Origin of the sequence: Rhizobium sp. SU303, from assembly GCF_021052345.1 — a bacterium.
Classification (GTDB): Bacteria; Pseudomonadota; Alphaproteobacteria; order Rhizobiales; family Rhizobiaceae; genus Rhizobium; species Rhizobium laguerreae.
Genome location: NZ_CP088095.1, coordinates 1317879 through 1336378 on the forward strand (window position 1 = coordinate 1317879; position 18500 = coordinate 1336378).

Consider the following 18500-nt stretch of genomic DNA (forward strand, 5'->3'; position numbering starts at 1 on the left):
CCCGCGGGCGCCAGATGGTGGTCCGGTTGAGCAATTTCGAAGGATCGTCAATGCGCAAAGCCCGCAGTGTCATCATATGGGCCGTGGTTTCGCTCTGCATGATCGTGCTGATCACGCTGCCGGTCAACCTGCAGACTCAGCTCATCACCAGCATCACGGTCGTGACTGTGATGGCGCTGATCAAGATCCTGAAGGGCGAGGGGACGTGGCGCCTGGTGGCGCTCGCCTTCGGCACGTCGATCGTGCTGCGCTATGTTTACTGGCGCACCACCAATACGCTGCCGCCTCTGAACCAGCCCGAGAATTTCATTCCCGGCCTGCTGCTCTATCTGGCCGAAATGTATAGCGTTGCGATGCTGGCGCTCAGCCTCTTCATCGTCGCGACGCCGCTGCCATCGCGCCCCTCGCGTGCCGCCAGGAATGAGCGTTTCCCTCATGTCGACGTCTTCGTGCCATCCTACAACGAGGATGCCGGCCTGCTGGGAAATACGCTGGCCGCCGCCAAGGCCATGGATTATCCGGCCGAGAAGCTGCATGTCTGGCTGCTCGACGACGGCGCCACCTTGCAGAAGCGCAATTCCGGCAAGCTGCTCGAAGCGCAGGCGGCTGCCGCCCGCCATGTCGAACTGAAGCAGCTCTGCGACGATCTCGATGTCAGTTACCTCACGCGCGACCGCAACGAGCACGCGAAGGCCGGCAATCTCAACAACGGCATGAAACATTCGACCGGCGAACTCATCGCCGTCTTCGATGCCGACCACGCGCCGGCCCGCGATTTCCTGTTGGAGACCGTCGGTTACTTCGAAGACGATCCGAAGCTCTTCCTCGTCCAGACCCCGCACTTCTTCATCAATCCCGATCCGCTGGAGCGCAACCTGCGCACCTTCGACAAGATGCCGAGCGAGAACGAGATGTTCTACGGCATCATCCAGCGCGGCCTCGACAAATGGAACGCCGCCTTCTTCTGCGGTTCGGCCGCTGTTCTGAGCCGCAGGGCGCTCGAATCCCAGAACGGTTTCAGCGGCATCAGCATCACCGAGGATTGTGAGACGGCGCTGGCGCTCCATGGCAGCGGCTGGAACAGCGTCTATGTCGACAAGCCGCTGATCGCCGGCCTGCAGCCAGCCACCTTCGCAAGCTTCATCGGCCAGCGCAGCCGCTGGGCCCAGGGCATGATGCAGATCCTGCGCTTCCGCTTCCCGCTTCTGAAGCGAGGCCTGACGATCCCGCAGCGCCTCTGCTACATGTCCTCCACGCTGTTCTGGCTCTTCCCATTCCCGCGCACGATCTTCCTGTTTGCGCCGCTCTTCTACCTGTTCTTCGATCTGGAAATCTTCACCGCCTCGGGCGGTGAGTTCCTCGCCTATACGCTGGCTTATATGCTGGTGAATCTGATGATGCAGAACTACCTCTACGGGTCGTTCCGCTGGCCCTGGATTTCCGAGCTCTACGAATATGTCCAGACCGTGCATCTGCTGCCGGCCGTCGTCTCCGTCATGATCAATCCACGGAAGCCGACCTTCAAGGTCACCGCCAAGGACGAATCGATCGCCGTCAGCCGTCTGTCGGAGATCAGCCGGCCGTTCTTCGTCATCTTCGCGGTGCAGATCGTCGCGCTCGTCATCACCATCTACAAAATCTATGCCGAGCCCTATAAGGCCGACGTCACGCTGGTCGTCGGCGGATGGAATCTCATCAACCTGATCATGGCCGGCTGCGCGCTCGGTGTCGTGTCGGAGCGCGGCGAGCGCGCCTTGTCCCGCCGCGTCCGCGTCAACCGGCGCTGCGAATTCGGCGCCAATGGCAAGTGGTACACGGCCTCGATCGAGGACGTCTCCGTCCACGGCGCAAGGCTTCACATCTTCAACAAGCAGCTCGACGAGATGCTGGTCGGCGCCGTCGGCGAAATCCGCTTCCGGCCCTATAGCGGCGCGGATCTGGAAACCCTGCCGCTCATCGTCCGCAACATCGAGCCGTCGGGCGACATCAGCAATGTCGGCTGCCAGTACGTGCCGAAAAGCGCGCTCGACCATCGCCTGATCGCCGATCTGATCTTTGCCAACTCCGACCAATGGACCCAGTTCCAGGCCTCGCGCCGCCGCAATCCGGGCCTGATCCGCGGCACCATCTGGTTTCTCGGCATGTCGTTCTACCAGACGAGCCGCGGCCTCGTTTACTTCTTTCGCAGCATGCGGCCGGAGCGAGAAGCCCAGCAGCAGGCGGCAAAGGTCAACGCCGGATGAGAAGGATCGTCGCCGCCTCGCTTCTCGTGCTGAATGCTTCCGCCTTCGCCCAGGCGCAGACGGCACCGTTCGACATGTCCGGCGAGCGGCCGCCCGGTGCGTCCGTTACCCCGCGTTTGACGCCGCCTGCGGCGGCTGCGCCGGTTCCCGTCACGCCGCCGGTCTCCGTCATACCCGCGCCCGCAACCTCGGCTGCTCCTGTTCCTCCGCCGGTCGTCGCTCAGCCGCAGCCGGCGGCGCCTGCGCGCCAGCCTGCCGCAGCGGCAAATAGCGTTGCGCCGCCGCGTTCCGGCGATGTCCGCCGCTTTGTCGTGCCCTTTTCGAAACTCTCTCTCGGCGGGGAATACGACCGCCGGTCATGGTCGGTCTATCTGACGCCGGAGCAGGCGGCGGCCAAGGCAAGCTTCACCTTCGCCTATCAGAATTCGATCGTCGTCGCGCCTGAGGCCTCGGCGCTGACCGTCTATCTCAACAATCGCCCGATCGGCCAGCAGCGCGTCGGCTCGCCGGATGGTCCGTCGACCGTCACGTTCGAGGTTCCGCCTGGTCTGCTGCAGCCCGGCGCCAATCTCGTCACCTTCGAAGCCGATCAGCGCCACCGCACCGATTGCAGTATTCAATCCACCTATGAACTGTGGTCGAATATCGATCCGGCCGGAACCTATTTGAGCTTTGCCGGCAGGGACGCCGCCCAGCTATCGAGCGCCGACGCAATCCGCGCCATCGGCGTCGACAGTGCCGGCGAGACCGAGTTCGACATCGTTGTCCCGGCGCTGGAGCAGCCGGGAACCACCAAACCGCTACTACGGCTGGCGCAGGGCCTGTCTGTGCTGAGCAGCATGCCGAACCAGATCTTCGCCTTCAGCATCGCTTCACTTCCGGCCGGCGGGCCTGGCAAGCTCAGCGTGCTCGTCGGTACCGCGGCGGAACTGCGGCCACTCTTTCCCGGCCTGCCACCCGGCGCCGAAAGTGCAGCACTCGCCGCTTTCGTCACCGATCCACGCAGCGGCTCGCCGGTACTTCTGATCAGCGGCCCCTCCTGGCAGGCGGTCTCCTCGGCGATCGATACCATCGTCTCGCCGACAGACCGGTCCTCGGATGTTCGCCGCAACGTGTTGACCACCGAGCGCTGGAGCGCGCCGAACGCGCCCTTGGTCTTTTCCGATACGAATATCGCCCTGTCTCAGCTCGGTGTGAAGACCACCGAGTTCTCCGGCCGGCGGTTGCGCACGAGCTTCAATATCGCCGTGCCGGCCGATTTTTATGCCAATGCCTACGGCGAGGCGAAGGTGCTGCTCGACGCCGCCTATACCGATAACGTGCTGCCCGGCAGCCACATCGATATCTACGTCAACGACAACATCGCCTCCACCGTCCCGATCACCAAGAGATCAGGTGGCATTCTCCGTCATCTGCCGATCCGCGTGACGATGCGGCACTTCAAGCCCGGTCTTAATTTAGTGGCGATCGAGGCGATCCTGATGACCGAGGACGATGCTGTCTGCGCGCCGGGCTCGACCGCCGGCGCCACCCCGCACTTTGCCCTGTTCGATACGTCCGAGCTGCAGATTCCGGATTTTGCCCGCGTCGGTCAGCGTCCGAATCTGGCCGCAATGGCCGGCACCGCCTATCCCTATGGTCGGGCTACGGAGCCGACGCCGCTCTTCATCGACCGCGTCGATGCCGACACGCTTTCGGCCGCCGCCACGCTCCTTGGCCACATGGCGATCACCGCCGGCCATCCGATCGCCATCGAAACCATCGCCTCGCCGAACATGATCGGCGATCGTGACGCGATCTTCATCGGCTCCATCTCGCAAATGCCGGCAACGGCGCTGTCGCAGACCAATATCGCCACGGCGAGCCAGGCCTCGTGGCGTCCCGTGCCGGATGCGCAGCCGGGCGTCGTCGATACCGGTACGGCCTTCGAGGAGTGGAATTCCAAGGTCAGCGGCGGAGTCTTGCGCAGCCGGATCACCGCTTTCCGCGAGTGGCTGTCGCGCAATTTCGATATCTCCCGCAGTTCGCTGCAATTCATGCCCGGCGCCGACCAGATTTTTACACCGCCCAACGCCGCAACGCTTCTGGTCGCCCAAGGCTCCAGCCCCGCTGGAGCCGGCGCCTGGACCGTGGTGACGGCGCCATCGGCGAAGGATTTGCGCGAAGGGCTCGAGGTTCTGACCACGCAACTGAACTGGCCGCAGATATCGGGCCACATCACCACCTATTCGAGCAAGACAGGCAAGATCGATGCGGTGCCCGTCACCCGCTTCGATTTCGTGCCGTCTACGCCCTGGTCGATTGCCAATTATCGCTTGATCGCGGCCAACTGGCTGTCGACCAATATTCTCTCCTATGCCTTCCTGCTGGTCGTATTCCTGCTGCTGATCGGCGTCACCACGTCGAGCATGCTCAAAAAGCTGGGCCGGTCGAAATGAGGCGATTGCGAACGCTCCTGCTGGCGGCAACGGTTGCGCTCGCCCCGGCGGCCCCGCCCGCCGTCGCCCAGCAGGCGATGATCAATGCCGGCGCATGGTCCGCCTATAAGGCAAGGTTTCTCGATGCGACGGGTCGCATCGTCGATAACGGCAATGGCAATATCAGCCATAGCGAAGGGCAGGGCTATGGCATGTTGCTCGCCTATCTCGCAGCCAGCCCCGCCGACTTCGAACAGATCTGGTATTTTACCCGCACAGAGCTGCTGCTACGCGACGATGGCCTGGCGGTCTGGAAATGGGATCCGAACGTCAAGCCGCACGTCACCGACACCAACAATGCATCGGACGGCGACATGTTGATCGCCTATGCGCTGGCGCTTGCGGGCACGGCGTGGAAACGCAACGACTATATCCTAGCTGCCTCCCGCATGGCGCAGGCGCTTCTTGCCGAAACCGTCGTGCATTCGTCCGGCCACACACTCCTGTTGCCGGGGAGCCAGGGTTTTGCCGCCACCGACCGTGAAGACGGCCCCGTCGTCAACCCGTCCTACTGGATTTATGAGGCGATCCCGGTGATGGCGGCGCTCGCTCCGTCGGATGCCTGGCAAAAACTGTCGGACGATGGCCTAACGCTGTTGAAGACGATGCAGTTCGGCCCGCGCAAGCTTCCTGCCGAATGGGTCAGTCTCAGCGGCCAGCCGCAGCCGGCGCAGGGTTTCGACGCCGAGTTTGCCTATAACGCCATCCGCATCCCGCTCTATCTCGCTCGCGGCGGAGTCACCGACAAGGCGCTGCTGACCCGCCTGCAGCAAGGGATGTCGCAAGACGGCGTTCCCGCCACCATCGATCTGACCACCGGCCGGCCGAAGGCTGTGTTGTCGGATCCCGGTTATAGAATTGTTAACGATGTTGTGGCCTGTGTAGTCGATGGGACCAAGTTGCCGGTCTCAGCCCTACAATTTGCGCCCGCACTCTATTATCCGTCCACACTTCAGCTGCTGGGGCTGGCCTATATCGGGGAGAAGCATCCGGAGTGTCTGTGAAGTCTTCTCTCGTGGCGGTTTCAGCGGCAGTCGTTGTGGCGACCCTCGTCACCGGACTGAAGGATCGTGCCGCTCTGCAGGAAAGGTTCGGCCTTGGGTCTGCCGGCAAGCCGGCGCCGGAGCTGATGATGATGGGCCGCATCAAGCCGACCGATGGTCCTGCCGGCAATCCTGAATTCAATGCGCAACTCGTCGCCGACAAGATAGAGGCGATCACTTCGCCGTCGCCAGCACTGGACACGTCCGAGCCGGATGCCGCTGCATCGCAGCCTGCAGCATCGCAGCCTGCAGCATCGCAGCCTGCGGCACCTCAGACGGCTGCTCCGCCGGCTCAGACGGTCGCCCAGCCGGCACCAGTCACACCCCCCATCGTTTCCGCGCCGCCGGCACCACAGCAAACGGCCGCGGCGCCGCAGCCTGCCGTCGATGAAAGTGCGCTTCGTTATTTCGCCAGCCGCGGCGACAAGGTGCGCCTGCAGGCCGAAATCTCCCGCCTTCAGGCGCTTTATCCGAACTGGGTTCCACCAGCCGATCCGCTCGCCGTGCCGCAGAATGTCGACAAGCAGCTCGAGACCATGTGGCAGCTCTATTCCGATGGCCGCTATGCAGAGTTGCGCAAGGCGGTCGCCGACCGCCAGGCAGCCGATGCCGGATGGCAGCCGCCGACCGATCTGCTCGACCGGCTCGACGTCTCCGAGGCCCGCGCCCGCCTCGTCAATGCTTCGGACCTCAGGCAATATGCGACGGTGGTCGATACCGCTGCCGCAACACCGAGCCTGCTCACCTGCAGCGAGATCGATATTCTCTGGCGCGTCGCCGAAGCCTTCATCCAGACGGAGAGGGCGCAGCGCGGCCAGGACGCTTATACCTATGTCCTGAAGAACTGCTCCAATCCCGCCGAGCGGCAGGCGACGGTCGAAAAGGCCTCGACGCTGCTTGCTTATCAGCCGATGCAGGCGCTGCTCGCGCTGGAGAGGCCTGCCGCCGACGGCAGCAGGGAATTCGATGCGATCCGTGATAACCTCGCCCGGCGCTTCGTGGCCGAAGGCAATGACGATCCGAATCTCGCCATTGCGCCCGATTACGTCGCCCGCCTCGAAAAGCTCGCCGGGATTGAGGGGCTTGCCTCCGACGCGCTGCTGCTCGGCTGGTACCAGCTTCGCCGCAACAACGATGCCAATGCAGAAAAGTGGTTCCGTGCCGCCCGAGCCAAGCAAGATTCGGCGGCCGCTTCACAGGGGCTGGCGCTGGCGCTGATCGCCCGCAAGGCGCCAGAAGAAGCCGAGGATGTGATGTTTCGCTGGCGCGCCGATTCCGATGATGCGACATCAACCTATCTCGCCGCTACCGCCAACCTGATGGCGCTGCAGCCGCCGGCCGATCTGGCCGAAGACGTGCTGCACCGCATCGCCACCGAGATCATCACCCGGAAATATGTGCCGACGGCGCAGCAATTCGGCTGGTATGCCCGCTCCCTCAACCAGTTCCAGACCGCTGCGCGCTGGTTCGAGACGGCGCTTGCCTGGAAACCCGATGACGAACCGTCCGCCTATGGCCTTGTCATCACCCGCGAGCAACTGAGCGACCGCAAGGGCGTGCTCGACCTCCAGCGCGCCTGGGCCGGCCGGTCGAGCCGGATCACCAACCTCGAAGACACGTCCTCCCTGATGCCGAATGCCCTCACGCCGCCGCCGGCGAAGGGAGGGCTTGCCGCACAGCAACCGGCTCAACCGGCGCTGCGTCCCCCGACCGAGCCGCTCCCGGCCGAGCGCCGCATCACCCTGCAGCCGGGGTCGGAAGTGGTCGTTCGCGCGGCAAGGCCGGCGATGGAGACGATGACCGTCCCGCGCGGCCCGCGCCAGACGCGCGGCTGCTCGACCACAATCGATGCGGGGCAGCTTAAGCCGGCCGACGCACTGTCGCGCGGCTGGTGCCTGATGGATATCAACCGGCCGATGGAGGCGATCTTGGCCTTCGAGGCTGCATTGCAGAGCCCGGCCCGCAAGGTCCGTGAAGACGCAGCCTATGGCCAGAGCCTTGCTTATCTGCGCGCCGGCCTCTCCGGCAATGCCGCCGTCGCGGCCACCAAGGCGCCGCAGAACCGCCAGCGCGCCGCCGAGCTTCAGGTGGCGATCCTCGCAGACCGTGCGCTTTCGGCCTTCGATGCCGGCCGTTATCGCGAAACCCTCATCCATCTCGATCAGCGCGCCCAGCTGCAGCAGGAACGCATCGACCTGATGGTTCTGCGCGGCTATTGCTACCTCAATCTCAAAATGTACGGCGATGCGACCCGTATCTTCGAAGCCGCTGCCGCAACCGGCAGCCGCGACGCCGCCCGCGGTCTTGCCGACGTCCGTAACGTCACGCATCCAGACACCAACAACTGACGTTGACGTCGTTTCCACTCTCCGCTACTCGCCTGCACAAAGGTCGCCCCGGCCTCATGCTTGCAAGGAAAAGCCCGTGCCCGCTCTCCATGACATCCTCGACAGAACCTATGACGCCTTCCTTTTCGACATGGACGGAACGCTGCTGAATTCTATTGCGGTCGTCGAACGCGTCTGGAGTGAATGGGCAAGGCGCCACGGCTTCGAGCCGGAGGTCTTCCTGAAGACGATCCACGGCATCCGCGCCTCCGATGTGATCCGCGGGCTCGGCTTGCCTGGCGTCGATCCGGCACATGAGGCGGATCTGCTGCTCGCCGAGGAAATGGAGGATGTCTCCGGCATCGTCGAGATCCCCGACGCCGTTCGTTTCCTCAATGCCATCGCCGATGGCAAATGGGCGATCGTCACCTCGGCGCCGATCGAGCTCGCCAGGCGCCGCATGGCCGCTGCCGGCGTCCCGATGCCGAAGGTCATCGTCAGCGGCCAAGAGGTCAAATCAGGCAAGCCCAGCCCCGAAGGATATCTGCTCGGTGCAAGTCGCCTCGGTGTCGATCCGAAAAAATGCCTGGTCTTCGAAGATGCGGTCGCCGGCATCCTCGCCGGCGAGGCCGCCGGCGCCGACGTCACCGTCATCACCGAAACGCACGCCACGCCCTTCGAAACGCCGCATTTTTCGATCGCCAACTACCAGGCATGGCAGCCTCGTCAAACCGCCGAAGGCCGGCTGAGGCTCGCGGCGATCTGACCATTCGCGCAAACCGCCTCCTTTTTCTTGGAGGCAAGGTTTTTCCGCTTGCATTGCACGCGCTGAAAAACTAAACGAAGCAAGCCGTTTCGGCAGGTCGGGGCGTAGCGCAGCCCGGTAGCGCACTTGACTGGGGGTCAAGGGGTCGCTGGTTCGTTATACGGATTCAACGATTGTGTTCAGAAGACCTTCGAATGGCGGTGACGGAATGTAGCGCAGCCTGGTAGCGCACTTGACTGGGGGTCAAGGGGTCGTCGGTTCAAATCCGGCCATTCCGAGATTTTTCAAAGAGTTAGGCTTAGACGCCAGCTCTTCTCAATTGAAGAGGCCGACGAGCGAAAGTGCTTCGTCGGCCTTTTTTATTTGCGTTGCCTTGCTTCCGGTCTGTGGTTATTTGAAGTTATCGCAATTGTTCATTGGCTTTGAGTTCAGGGACTTAGCGGCGTTTAGGTGTTCACTAATCTTGCGGCGGACACGAATCTGAACACAAAAAAGCATGCGCCGACTAGGCGCATTCCGCTTGATTGGGCTGATCAGGCTATCGATTCACTGTAACAGCCGGAGCGATCAGCCCAATTCATAAAGAAGACGGCCCTTTGGGCCGACCCAATGGCGGAGCCCGCGGACCCGCGACCGCAGGGAGTGGGCCTGTTCACTGGGATATCAACGGGGCACTCCCGACCTACGCAAAGCCCCAAGGTCTTAGCTAAAGTGTGGACTCATCATCTGCCCGTCTGGAAGTGTTCCATCTCACTCCGACGCCGAAATACCTGCCGGTGACTGGATCGCCCCATCCCGTGAATTCGACGCCCGCGCTCTCGTAGAAGCTCAAGAGAGTCTGGTGCGATTCCTCCCAATTTTTACCAGCCTCCAGGCTTTTCACCGTAGCCCGGCTCAAGCCGGCCAACTCCGCGATCTGATCCTGCCCTTTGTTCAACAACGCTCTCGCAGCCCGGAACGAAACACGGGAGTCTTCGGCGTGAAATTTCTCTTTCGCTCCTTTGCTGACATCTGGTGAGCTAGGGGCAGCCCATCTGGCTCCAGCGCGAGTTATTGTTCTCCCTATAGATGCCTCACCAAGAAGTTCGATTCCCTTCGAGGTATAGAAGTCAACCAATTCGAGGTTCGTGTTGGCGCGGGAGACGCTTGTTTCGACAACCGTGAGGTACCTATGTGGCACGCCGGCGCTCTCCGCAGCGCGCCGCTGCGGTAGGTTCAAAAGCGCGCGTGCGACCCGGAGGGCCTCGGGTGGGGCAGGTATCCTCATTCACCCGACAAAGATGTCTCCAATAAAATTGTCAATAAATACCGCATGGGGTCTTTTAATATGTCAGATGGAGTCTATAAGACTCCGTGCGCCCTATAAAAAGAGGGCAGTGATTCGGGGTTAATTATGCGACACGATGATTCTGCTTTTTACGCTTGGTTTGGAACGTCGGGACCGGTCCTCGTCGAGAAGCTGCGACGTCTCGCCGACGACCTCGAAAATATCGATCGGTGCGTCGATGCGATCGCACCGAAGGCGGCCATGAACAGCTGGGCTTTGGCGATGCGCTCGGTGCCTTGCCTGATCGGCCGTCCTCTCGCACATCCGAACATCTCAGACGGAAGGCCTGCGTACTCGAGCGAGCTCTTTTACCTCGACCCGGAACGCGGCATCGCGCGAACGATGTCTCGTTGGTACAGACTCGGAACGCGCGTGGACCCCGAATACTGGGAAGAGAGGCTCCGGGAGAATGGGCCGTCGGAGTGCCCGCATTGATGGACATCGTCGAATATCTCGAGGTTCTAAACGAGCCTCCGCCGCCGTCTACCAGAAAGCCGCCAGTCCCGTGGAAGCCAAGTAGCCCCGGCGACGATACCTTCATCACGCTGCCGGTCTTCATGGCCTTCTGCGGCATAGCCGCGGCGCTTCGGCGCTGGAACAAGAAGAACGCCAGGTTCAAGGGCATCGTTTGCCTCCAGGAGGAAGCCTGCCTTTCCGTCTATACGGCCGCCGCCCGAGTCTTTCTACACGGGGTCGCAGAATACAAGAAAGATGCCCGCCCATATGTCAGTGACTGGGGCGGACGCTACTCACACCGCGACCAGCTGGAAGTATTGCGAGTGGATCGAGCGATCTTCGTAAAGGAGCCCGGCAAAGCCTTGGACGACGAAGCGAGGCTCTTTGCGGACATTGTGGTCGATGTTCCGATGCGGAGCCGGGGGCATGTCGAGGCGGCGCTTAGACGCTTCGGGATGCCGGTCATCGAGAAGGATGTCGAACTTCTCCTTTCTGCGCCGTGGTCCTTGCTGGACAAGGCCTTTCAGGAAGGACGCCCGCCGATGCTTTCTCTTCGGAGGCTACAGCAACTCCCGTTGCCGTCGACGCGCTCCAGTGCGCCGGAACCCACGATCAGTGTGCCAACCCTCGCGGATATGCATGGATACGGTCCGGTCGTGCAATGGGGGTTTGACCTGGCGCGTGATCTGGCGGATTACAAAACGGGCCGCATCCGGTGGGAGGATGTCGACGATGGGGTCTTGATTTCAGGTCCGACTGGAACCGGAAAGACGACGTTCGTGCGTGCCTTGGCCAACACCTGCGGGGTATCCGTCGTCGTTGGGTCTTTCTCGACGTGGCAGAGTGCCGGTTCGCTCGATGACTTCTTGAAAGCCATGAGGAAAGCCTTCGAGGAGGCAAGATCGAAGGCTCCGGCAATCCTATTTATCGATGAAGTCTCTACCTTTGGTGATCGAAGCATCCGTGATCATAATAGGGCCTACATGACGGCCGCGATTGCCGGATTACTCGAACTCCTCGACGGCTTCCACCACCGCGAAGGTGTGGTGGTCGTGGCAGCCTGCAACCATCCGGACGATCTCGATCCGGCGATACGGCGCGCGGGACGGCTGGATCGTCAGTACCCGATCGCGCTTCCCGATGCTCAATCCCGGCTTTCGATTTTGCAATTCCACAGCGGGGTCGAGCTTGACCAACCTCAAGCTGAAATCTTCGATACAGCGACCGATGGTCTATCAGGTGCCGATATCGAACAAATCGCTCGAGGCGCACGACGAACAGCGCGACGCCGTTCGGAGGTCCTTGCGGGAACGCATATCATCGACCAATTGCCGGCGGTGACGGAACTTCCGGAAGACTTCGTTCGTGCTCTCGCCGTCCATGAAGCGGGCCATGCCCTCGTCTCGATCGAAGTCGGCCATGGAGAGGTCAGTGAGGTCAAGATTTCACGGTACCGGGCTGAGGGCAAATCCAGCCAACTTGGGTACGTCCAATACGGTCACAGTAGTGCCCGGCCAAAGACGCGGCCAGACTATCTCGCGGCGATCGCCGTCTGCCTGGCTGGCATAGCCGCAGAAACGGAAGTCTTCGGTTGTTTTGCCGACGGCGCTTCGGGATCGCAAACGGCCGACCTCAATAGGGCGACGGAGCTTGCGACGATGTTGGAAGGCTGCCTCGGGATGGGACACACACTCGTCGTCGAGGGTTCCCTTGAACAGCTCGAGCGACTGAGGTCCTACAATCCAGAATTCCGCAGGCGCATTCACGACGTTTTGCAGAACGAGTTCGATCGCGCGAGGTCCATCATTCAATCTCGTCGAGCCGCTCTCCATGCCATTGTAGAACGTCTTCTGGAAGCAAATGTCCTGGCAGGAGAGGAGGTCGCCGAGATCGTACGGCGGCACCGGATGCCAACGGTCAGCCTTGCGAAGCTGCCTCGTCGCAGCGCGGGGGCGTAGATGACGAGCAAGGGGAGGGGTAGGCGGCGCTATCGTCGTATCAAAACGGACCCCGACCGGGAGAAGTCGCTTGGGTCGGGTCTGGACGAAATCGGCTTTGACCCGCTGGGACGTCGCATTGTGGTCGGGAGCGCGCGTGACGCATATTGGCGACTGAAACACCCGACTCCAAGGGGTGCCTACTACCATCAGTCGACAGGCCGGATCGTCGTCGAGTTCGAGAACGGCTCGACCTTCACGGTCCCCGGACGATTCCTCGAGGGATTGGTCGAGGCATCCGAGCCTCACCTCGCAGAAGTCGAACTGCTTGGCGAGACGGGTCTCCACTGGGAGAGCCTCGATGTCGATCACGAGATTGGGCTGATGATCACCGGAATCTACGGCACGCCGAGTTTCATGGCGGAATCTGCGACGCGTGCCATGGAGCTGCACAACAAAAAGCAGGCAAACGATTTCGCCGCCTGGGCTCGGGCAGTTGCCGTATATTTGTCGTACGGATTACCTTACAAGGACGAGATAGGTTGGGAACATTACCACATAACCGCCTATGAGGTCGGGTGTGCGGCGCTTGTTGCACTGGGACAGGCGCACGAATTTGTCGGGGGAGCCAAGCCGCGGCGATTTCCCGAACGTCCCGAGCCGCCGCCAAGGTGGGACGATATCTCGACCGCGGTCATCTACGTGGCCGACCAGAACGGCGAACTGCGATTCCGGAAGTTGGACAGACGCGTTCTGTCGCTGAAGGCGGACGACCGCGATAGCGTGCCAGTAGCCAACATCGCCGCTGCCAACGGGGCCGGCCCGGCGTGCGCCACGGTCAACGCATACTCGGTTCTGGAGGCTCTCGGACTTATGCAAGCGGGGTGTTGGACGAAAGCTGCTGAAACAGTCCTCTGGCGGTACAATCCGTCGGAGTGGAACCTCCATTTCGCGAGCGATGCCAGATTTATCACGGCGGCTTTCGACGCCGCCGCGAATGTGCCGGACGACATCCGCTCTCAGATAGACGCGATTGTCACCGCCGCGGATGAGGAGACTTGGGTGGTTCAGACGCCGAATGGTGAGCACTCCGACAAGTCTGACCTGCCTCCCGATGCCGAAGCGATGCCGCCAGAAAAGCCCAGCGATCTGCGGAGCATGGCAGAAGATTTCCGACGCCATCGTCTCGATGTCTTGTTCTATCGCCGGTGGCGCTTGAGCGACGGTTGGCTCTCCGCTGACGAGGCGAAATCCGCATTAGAGATTCACCACGATGACTTGGCGAGTTCGATGAGAAAGGCGGTCATGGGTTGGCTCTACCCAAGCCAGCCACTCCTGGCCCTCTGATCCACTCGCTAGACCGAGTTCTCCTCTTTTTCTGCCGCAGTAGGACAACAGTCATGAAACTTTGGGTCCTCTCAGACCTCCATCTGGAATTCGGACAGCCTTTTTTGCAGACCGCACCAGCCGATGCCGATGTCATGATTTGCGCTGGCGACGTTCTGGACAAGGGCATCGTCCCGAGTCTGCAATGGCTCGCCGACACCGTGGCGCATGCTATCCCCGTGGTTTTCGTACCGGGAAACCACGAGTTTTATTCTGCGTTCGTCCAGGAAAGTATCCGGGACGCCCGCGATTTCGCTGGTCGTCTTCCCAACATTCATTTTCTTGAGAACGAGGCCGTCGACATCGGTGGTGTCCGGTTCATCGGCGGAGGACTTTGGACCGATTTTCGCCTGTTTGGCCGAAATCCGGAGGTCACCATGTCGTACGCCGCGCACGGGATGAACGACTATAAGAAGATCAAGTTCGCAAAGGCACCGTTTCGCAAATTCAAGCCGATCGACGCCTTGCGGAAACATCTTGAGACTCGCGATTTCATCGCCAGTCGATTGCGCGAAGGGACAGGGCTAACGACAGTCGTCGTTACGCATCACGCCCCGTCACCGCGTGCGATTGACCTCGGTTTCCGGCACGATCCACTCTCCGCTTGTTACGCTTCCGACTTAGAAGATTTGCTGTACGAGGTCGGGCCAACGTTGTGGGTACACGGTCACGTCCACCATCGAAATGACTACATGGTCGGCTCAACGAGGGTCGTATCGAATCCGAGGGGGTACCCTGACGAAATGACCGGGTTCGATCCCGCCTTTACCGTGGATGTTTAGCATGTCGGTCTCGGGCACCCAAATGCGCATTGGTGTCACGTTGTGAAAGACTTGAAGGGCGCGCCGTGAGGCTTCGGAGTGAACAACGGCGGTCGTCGTTTGCGGCGACACTGAATCCTATTCGGGAACGGGCCGCAACGTACGTACCGCCTTCTTCCGGTCGGCTACCAAATCCATGTCAAGCGCGCCCGCAAACGTAGCCTTGGCGGAATTCGTGAACCGGATGACCGATGCTCTATCCTCGAGTTCCTCCAGGAGTGTATCGACCTGAAACGAGCGGATTTTCCCATCAGCAACGACCGCAGCGTTACCGGTCGACGGAAAAACCCATGGCCCGATTTTTCGAAGGCAGCCCCTATGCCCCCGGCCCTTGCCAGCGTTGTGGCAAGCCATCGGAAGTCGTCCTCAAGATCGGCCAGAACGGCGAGGACAAGTATCTGCCGGATCGTCGGCTATGTCTCGCCTGCTGCGAGATCGAGAAAAGGGAACTTTGGGAAGGGGAATAGGGACATGACAGCCAGCCGGTTTTTGTGTTTGCCTTGGCCCGCTCGGCCGTCCCTGACAGAGAAACGGAGTTCGAATGTTTTTGTGGTCCGTGATCTGGAAAACAATCAGGCGGCTATTTCGTCGACCTTCCAATATGGAGCGGGCAAGGGTCGGGTTCGAGAAAGCGACTGCCGAAATAGCCGCCGAGAAGCGGTTTGGCGGTCCGGATCGACATTCCACCGAAATCGAAATCATGGAGGAGGCCACGGCTCTCACAAAAGCTGCCATGAAGGACCGCAAAAAGGTGTCGTGATGATCGTACCCAAGGAATATCCCAGTCTTGAAAGCCTATGCTGGAACAGGAGCAAGACGACGCCCATCGATCGGGAAACCGCGTGGGCGCTGTATCGGGCGAACTGGAGGTTCATCTATCAAGACGACCTGACGGCCGAAGAGCGGGCTTTGATCGAAAGTCTTGAGGTCGATTTCGGCAATGAAGAACGGCTGCTCGGTACAGACGGGCCGCCGCCTCCGTTCGCTCGTCGGGAAATCACACCGGAGGAAGCTGCCGAAATTCTCGGGATCGATCTCGTGCTGCTCGAAGCTCTGACCGACGGAGGGGACCTCCACTACCGACAGGCAGATGGCAAGATCACGTTCGACCTCTTCCAAGTCCTCGAATTGAAGAAGGAACAGGAAGTCACGAACGCTGCGCTGCTCGAAGCCAGCAGGCTGATGGAAAGCCTCGACGATCGAGATATCACCCCAGAGCAAGCCGCCGCTATCCTCGGGATTGATCTGGTGCTACTGGATCGCCGGGTTAGAGCAGGAAGGCTCGTGAGAAACGAGATCGATGGCAAGGCTACATTCAGCTTGGCTGATGTGATGGCTCGGAAAAAATACGAGGCTAGGCAGCGCGCCTTGATGATCGAGATCACGAAGCGCTCGAAGACAGCGATCCTCCGGCCGTTGCCGCTCCCCGCAAGCCGTGAACGTGGTTCAAAAATCCAGTGGGGGCTGTCCTCGGTCCTCGATCTCGCGAATTGCTTGATGATCCAATGGCCCGCCAACTGACAGAGAGGCCTACCTGACCGCACTGATGGTCTGTGAGGCCGTCCTACGTGGTAGTGAGGATGACACGGTCGAAGACGCTCGGGCAGCCTTCATCGACGCGGCGCACGAAGCGGGGTTGTCGGTATCCGGCGATGATGGTCCAGACTGGTTTTAGGCTGGATCGATCTGCTATATCGACCACATGAAATCAGACAATCCGCCGACCAAACATCACTACATTCCGGCCTTCTACCTGAGCCGCTGGGCTGGCACCTTGGGCAAGGTCACCGAGTTCGCGAAGGTTCACGGCGGGAAGATCGTCACCAAGCCGAAAATGCCCGAACGCACGGGCTACAAAGAGCGGCTGTATGAGATGCAAGGGGTCGAGCCTGAGTTAGCGCAACAGTTCGAAGAGAAGTATTTCAAGCCCATCGACACCATGGCGGCCGACGCGCTCGAAATGCTCTATCGACACGGGCATAATGCGGCCTGGACCGCCAAGAGCCGCACGGCATGGACCCGGTTCATGATGTCACTGCTTCTGCGCTGCCCTGAGGACATCGACGCGTTCCGGGAGTGGTGGCATGACGACTTCGCCAGCACTGACGCGGAGGCCGAAGCGCGGTATCAAGCAACGAGAACCCCAGGTGATCCTGCGACGTTCTCGGATTACCTCGACAGTCAGCCCCTCGCCGTCAAAGAGCGATATATGATCGAGATGCTCAACTCACTTCTTGAGCATGACAGTGTTGGGACGAACATCAACAACATGGAATGGCGAGTTCTGGAGACGCCTGCTTCCGCCCCTCGGCTGCTGACATCGGACAGGCCCGTCATCCGTTCGAATAGCCTCAAAGGCGAGCAAGGACATATAGCGCTGCCTATCGGGCCGCGCCTGCTCTTCATCGCTTCCCACGACACCCGCTTTCTAAACGGCCTGCTGCGGGCCGATCAGACCCGCCTCCTGAAGGAATGCAATCGGCAGGTCGTGGAGGGCGCTGTGCGGTTCGTCTACGCCGTCGACGAGGGTCAGACCCGGTTTATCGAAAATCGCTTCGGACTGTCGCCCCAACCTCGCCTGATCGAGCAGATTATCGATCGCAGACGCTCGGCTCGTTTAAATGGGGGCTAGCGACGGGCTCCATGTCGTGAAAATGATATCGGAATGGACGGTGGCAATCGCGAGGATGGATGAGCTGGTTTTCGAAGATTTTGAAGCGTCCTAAGAGCGACGATATCAAGGCTGTCGCGGCCTCGTTGTCGATCGACACCAGCGGGCCGGAGTTTGCAGACCTATATCCGACGCGGGATGCGGTTGAACACGCCATCACTGGAACGGAACGATTCAAGCCCAGCGACCTCGGATGGATTGCCGACATAGCCTTCACCCGGATGAACGACGGCATGAACTATCGAGGACCAATCCAAGAGATCACGCGATCCGGCCCGCCGATGGCCCCTGACGTCCTCAAGGCGCATGGCTTGAATGCCCGACGGAAGATCGGGACGCGCTTCGTCGAGGCCATAGCCGTCGGCACGGTCGATGAGGCTGTCGAGGCCTTGGACTTGGCGCTGCACACAGAGTGGTCGAAGGCCAATCAGCTGCACAATCTTCGCCGGATGCAGAAGTGCGGGATCGGGTTCTGCAAGTTCAGCGCGCCTGGTGGAGACGCCAACCTCCCCCTCGAGTCCGAATTGAATGGAAAGCGGCTCTCGATCGACGAGGCGATTGATCTAGTCAAATCGCGGCCGGCTGACATCCGACGATCCGTTTTCATGGGCGATGTGAAGTTTTGACGGCTCCCAACTAGTCAAAGTACCGCCGTCTACCTGTCTGTGCGGACACCTAAAACTCGCGGGAGGCGACATGAAACTGCTTGAGGCTATCACATCGATCAAGAACGCTATCGACGCATCGGCGGCAGCAAAGAGCGATAGCGCGTGGCAAGCTGCTGTCAGCGCGGCGGGCCTCGTCCTGGAGGACGGCGGCAGGCATGGCGGCCTGTCCATTGACGAGGACTATGTTGCGACGTTTGGCCCTCTCGAAGTGCGAGTGAAGCACACAATGCGCGACACCTCAAAGGCCTTTGCAGTCGGGCCGGATCGAACAAGAGTAAGGCTCGATCTGATCCATGATGGCAAGGTGCTTGATAGCTATACGAACGGCTACGAAGATTAGTGGCTGCTAGAGTGAAGATGATGGATTTCTTCGCTCTC

The 18500-nt window shown here is 60.8% G+C and carries 15 protein-coding genes and 1 tRNA gene; all 16 read left to right on the forward strand.

Features of this window, described 5'->3' with window-relative positions; genetic code table 11:
• The first annotated feature begins 50 nt into the window (after positions 1-50).
• The 16 genes from bcsA to RlegSU303_RS06710 all read left to right on the forward strand — a co-directional run bounded on the left by bcsA (position 51) and on the right by RlegSU303_RS06710 (position 18462).
• Positions 51-2243 carry a UDP-forming cellulose synthase catalytic subunit gene (gene bcsA, locus RlegSU303_RS06640; protein ID WP_151518496.1) on the forward strand — a complete coding sequence of 731 codons (2193 nt, stop codon included), beginning with the start codon at positions 51-53 and terminating at the stop codon, positions 2241-2243.
• On the forward strand, positions 2240-4681 hold the full coding sequence (locus RlegSU303_RS06645) for a cellulose biosynthesis cyclic di-GMP-binding regulatory protein BcsB (RefSeq protein ID WP_168279931.1): 2442 nt from the start codon (positions 2240-2242) through the stop codon (positions 4679-4681). The genes bcsA and RlegSU303_RS06645 overlap by 4 nt, the downstream gene beginning before the upstream one ends.
• The gene (locus tag RlegSU303_RS06650) at positions 4678-5724 is read left to right on the forward strand and encodes a glycosyl hydrolase family 8 (protein ID WP_017959891.1); all 1047 of its coding nucleotides are present in this window, start codon (positions 4678-4680) and stop codon (positions 5722-5724) included. Before RlegSU303_RS06645 ends, RlegSU303_RS06650 begins: the two co-directional genes overlap by 4 nt.
• Positions 5721-8111: a cellulose synthase gene (locus RlegSU303_RS06655; protein ID WP_231283593.1), complete on the forward strand. Its 2391-nt coding sequence runs from the start codon at positions 5721-5723 to the stop codon at positions 8109-8111. The genes RlegSU303_RS06650 and RlegSU303_RS06655 overlap by 4 nt, the downstream gene beginning before the upstream one ends.
• 76 nt (positions 8112-8187) lie before the next feature.
• Positions 8188-8856 (forward strand): HAD family hydrolase, encoded by a 669-nt coding sequence (locus RlegSU303_RS06660; protein WP_017959893.1) that lies wholly within the window; start codon positions 8188-8190, stop codon positions 8854-8856.
• Positions 8857-9060: 204 nt separating this feature from the next.
• Positions 9061-9134, forward strand: a tRNA-Pro gene (locus RlegSU303_RS06665).
• 1271 nt (positions 9135-10405) lie between these two features.
• Positions 10406-10618, forward strand: coding sequence for a DUF6634 family protein (locus RlegSU303_RS34315; protein ID WP_318028957.1), 213 nt, complete (start codon positions 10406-10408; stop codon positions 10616-10618).
• Entirely contained in the window at positions 10618-12597 is a 1980-nt protein-coding gene (locus RlegSU303_RS06670) for an AAA family ATPase (protein WP_018070476.1), read from the forward strand. The genes RlegSU303_RS34315 and RlegSU303_RS06670 overlap by 1 nt, the downstream gene beginning before the upstream one ends.
• Positions 12598-13923 (forward strand): DUF2442 domain-containing protein, encoded by a 1326-nt coding sequence (locus tag RlegSU303_RS06675; RefSeq protein WP_018070475.1) that lies wholly within the window; start codon positions 12598-12600, stop codon positions 13921-13923.
• A 53-nt stretch (positions 13924-13976) separates the two neighbouring features.
• A complete protein-coding gene (locus RlegSU303_RS06680; RefSeq protein WP_018070474.1) occupies positions 13977-14744 on the forward strand; it encodes a metallophosphoesterase in 768 nt (255 codons plus the stop codon).
• Positions 14745-15073: 329 nt separating this feature from the next.
• Positions 15074-15250 carry a hypothetical protein gene (locus RlegSU303_RS06685; protein ID WP_020397439.1) on the forward strand — a complete coding sequence of 59 codons (177 nt, stop codon included), beginning with the start codon at positions 15074-15076 and terminating at the stop codon, positions 15248-15250.
• Positions 15251-15542: 292 nt separating this feature from the next.
• A complete protein-coding gene (locus tag RlegSU303_RS06690) occupies positions 15543-16304 on the forward strand; it encodes a hypothetical protein (RefSeq protein WP_018070471.1) in 762 nt (253 codons plus the stop codon).
• Positions 16305-16329: 25 nt separating this feature from the next.
• On the forward strand, positions 16330-16458 hold the full coding sequence (locus RlegSU303_RS06695) for a DUF982 domain-containing protein (RefSeq protein ID WP_231283594.1): 129 nt from the start codon (positions 16330-16332) through the stop codon (positions 16456-16458).
• Positions 16459-16485: 27 nt separating this feature from the next.
• Positions 16486-17415, forward strand: a complete 930-nt coding sequence (locus tag RlegSU303_RS06700) for a DUF4238 domain-containing protein (RefSeq protein WP_018070470.1) — start codon at positions 16486-16488, stop codon at positions 17413-17415.
• Between the two features lie 59 nt (positions 17416-17474).
• Complete coding sequence (locus RlegSU303_RS06705; RefSeq protein WP_018070469.1) at positions 17475-18080, forward strand: hypothetical protein; 606 nt, start codon at positions 17475-17477, stop codon at positions 18078-18080.
• A gap of 70 nt (positions 18081-18150) precedes the next feature.
• Positions 18151-18462 carry a hypothetical protein gene (locus RlegSU303_RS06710; RefSeq protein WP_018070468.1) on the forward strand — a complete coding sequence of 104 codons (312 nt, stop codon included), beginning with the start codon at positions 18151-18153 and terminating at the stop codon, positions 18460-18462.
• The last annotated feature ends 38 nt before the right edge of the window (positions 18463-18500 follow it).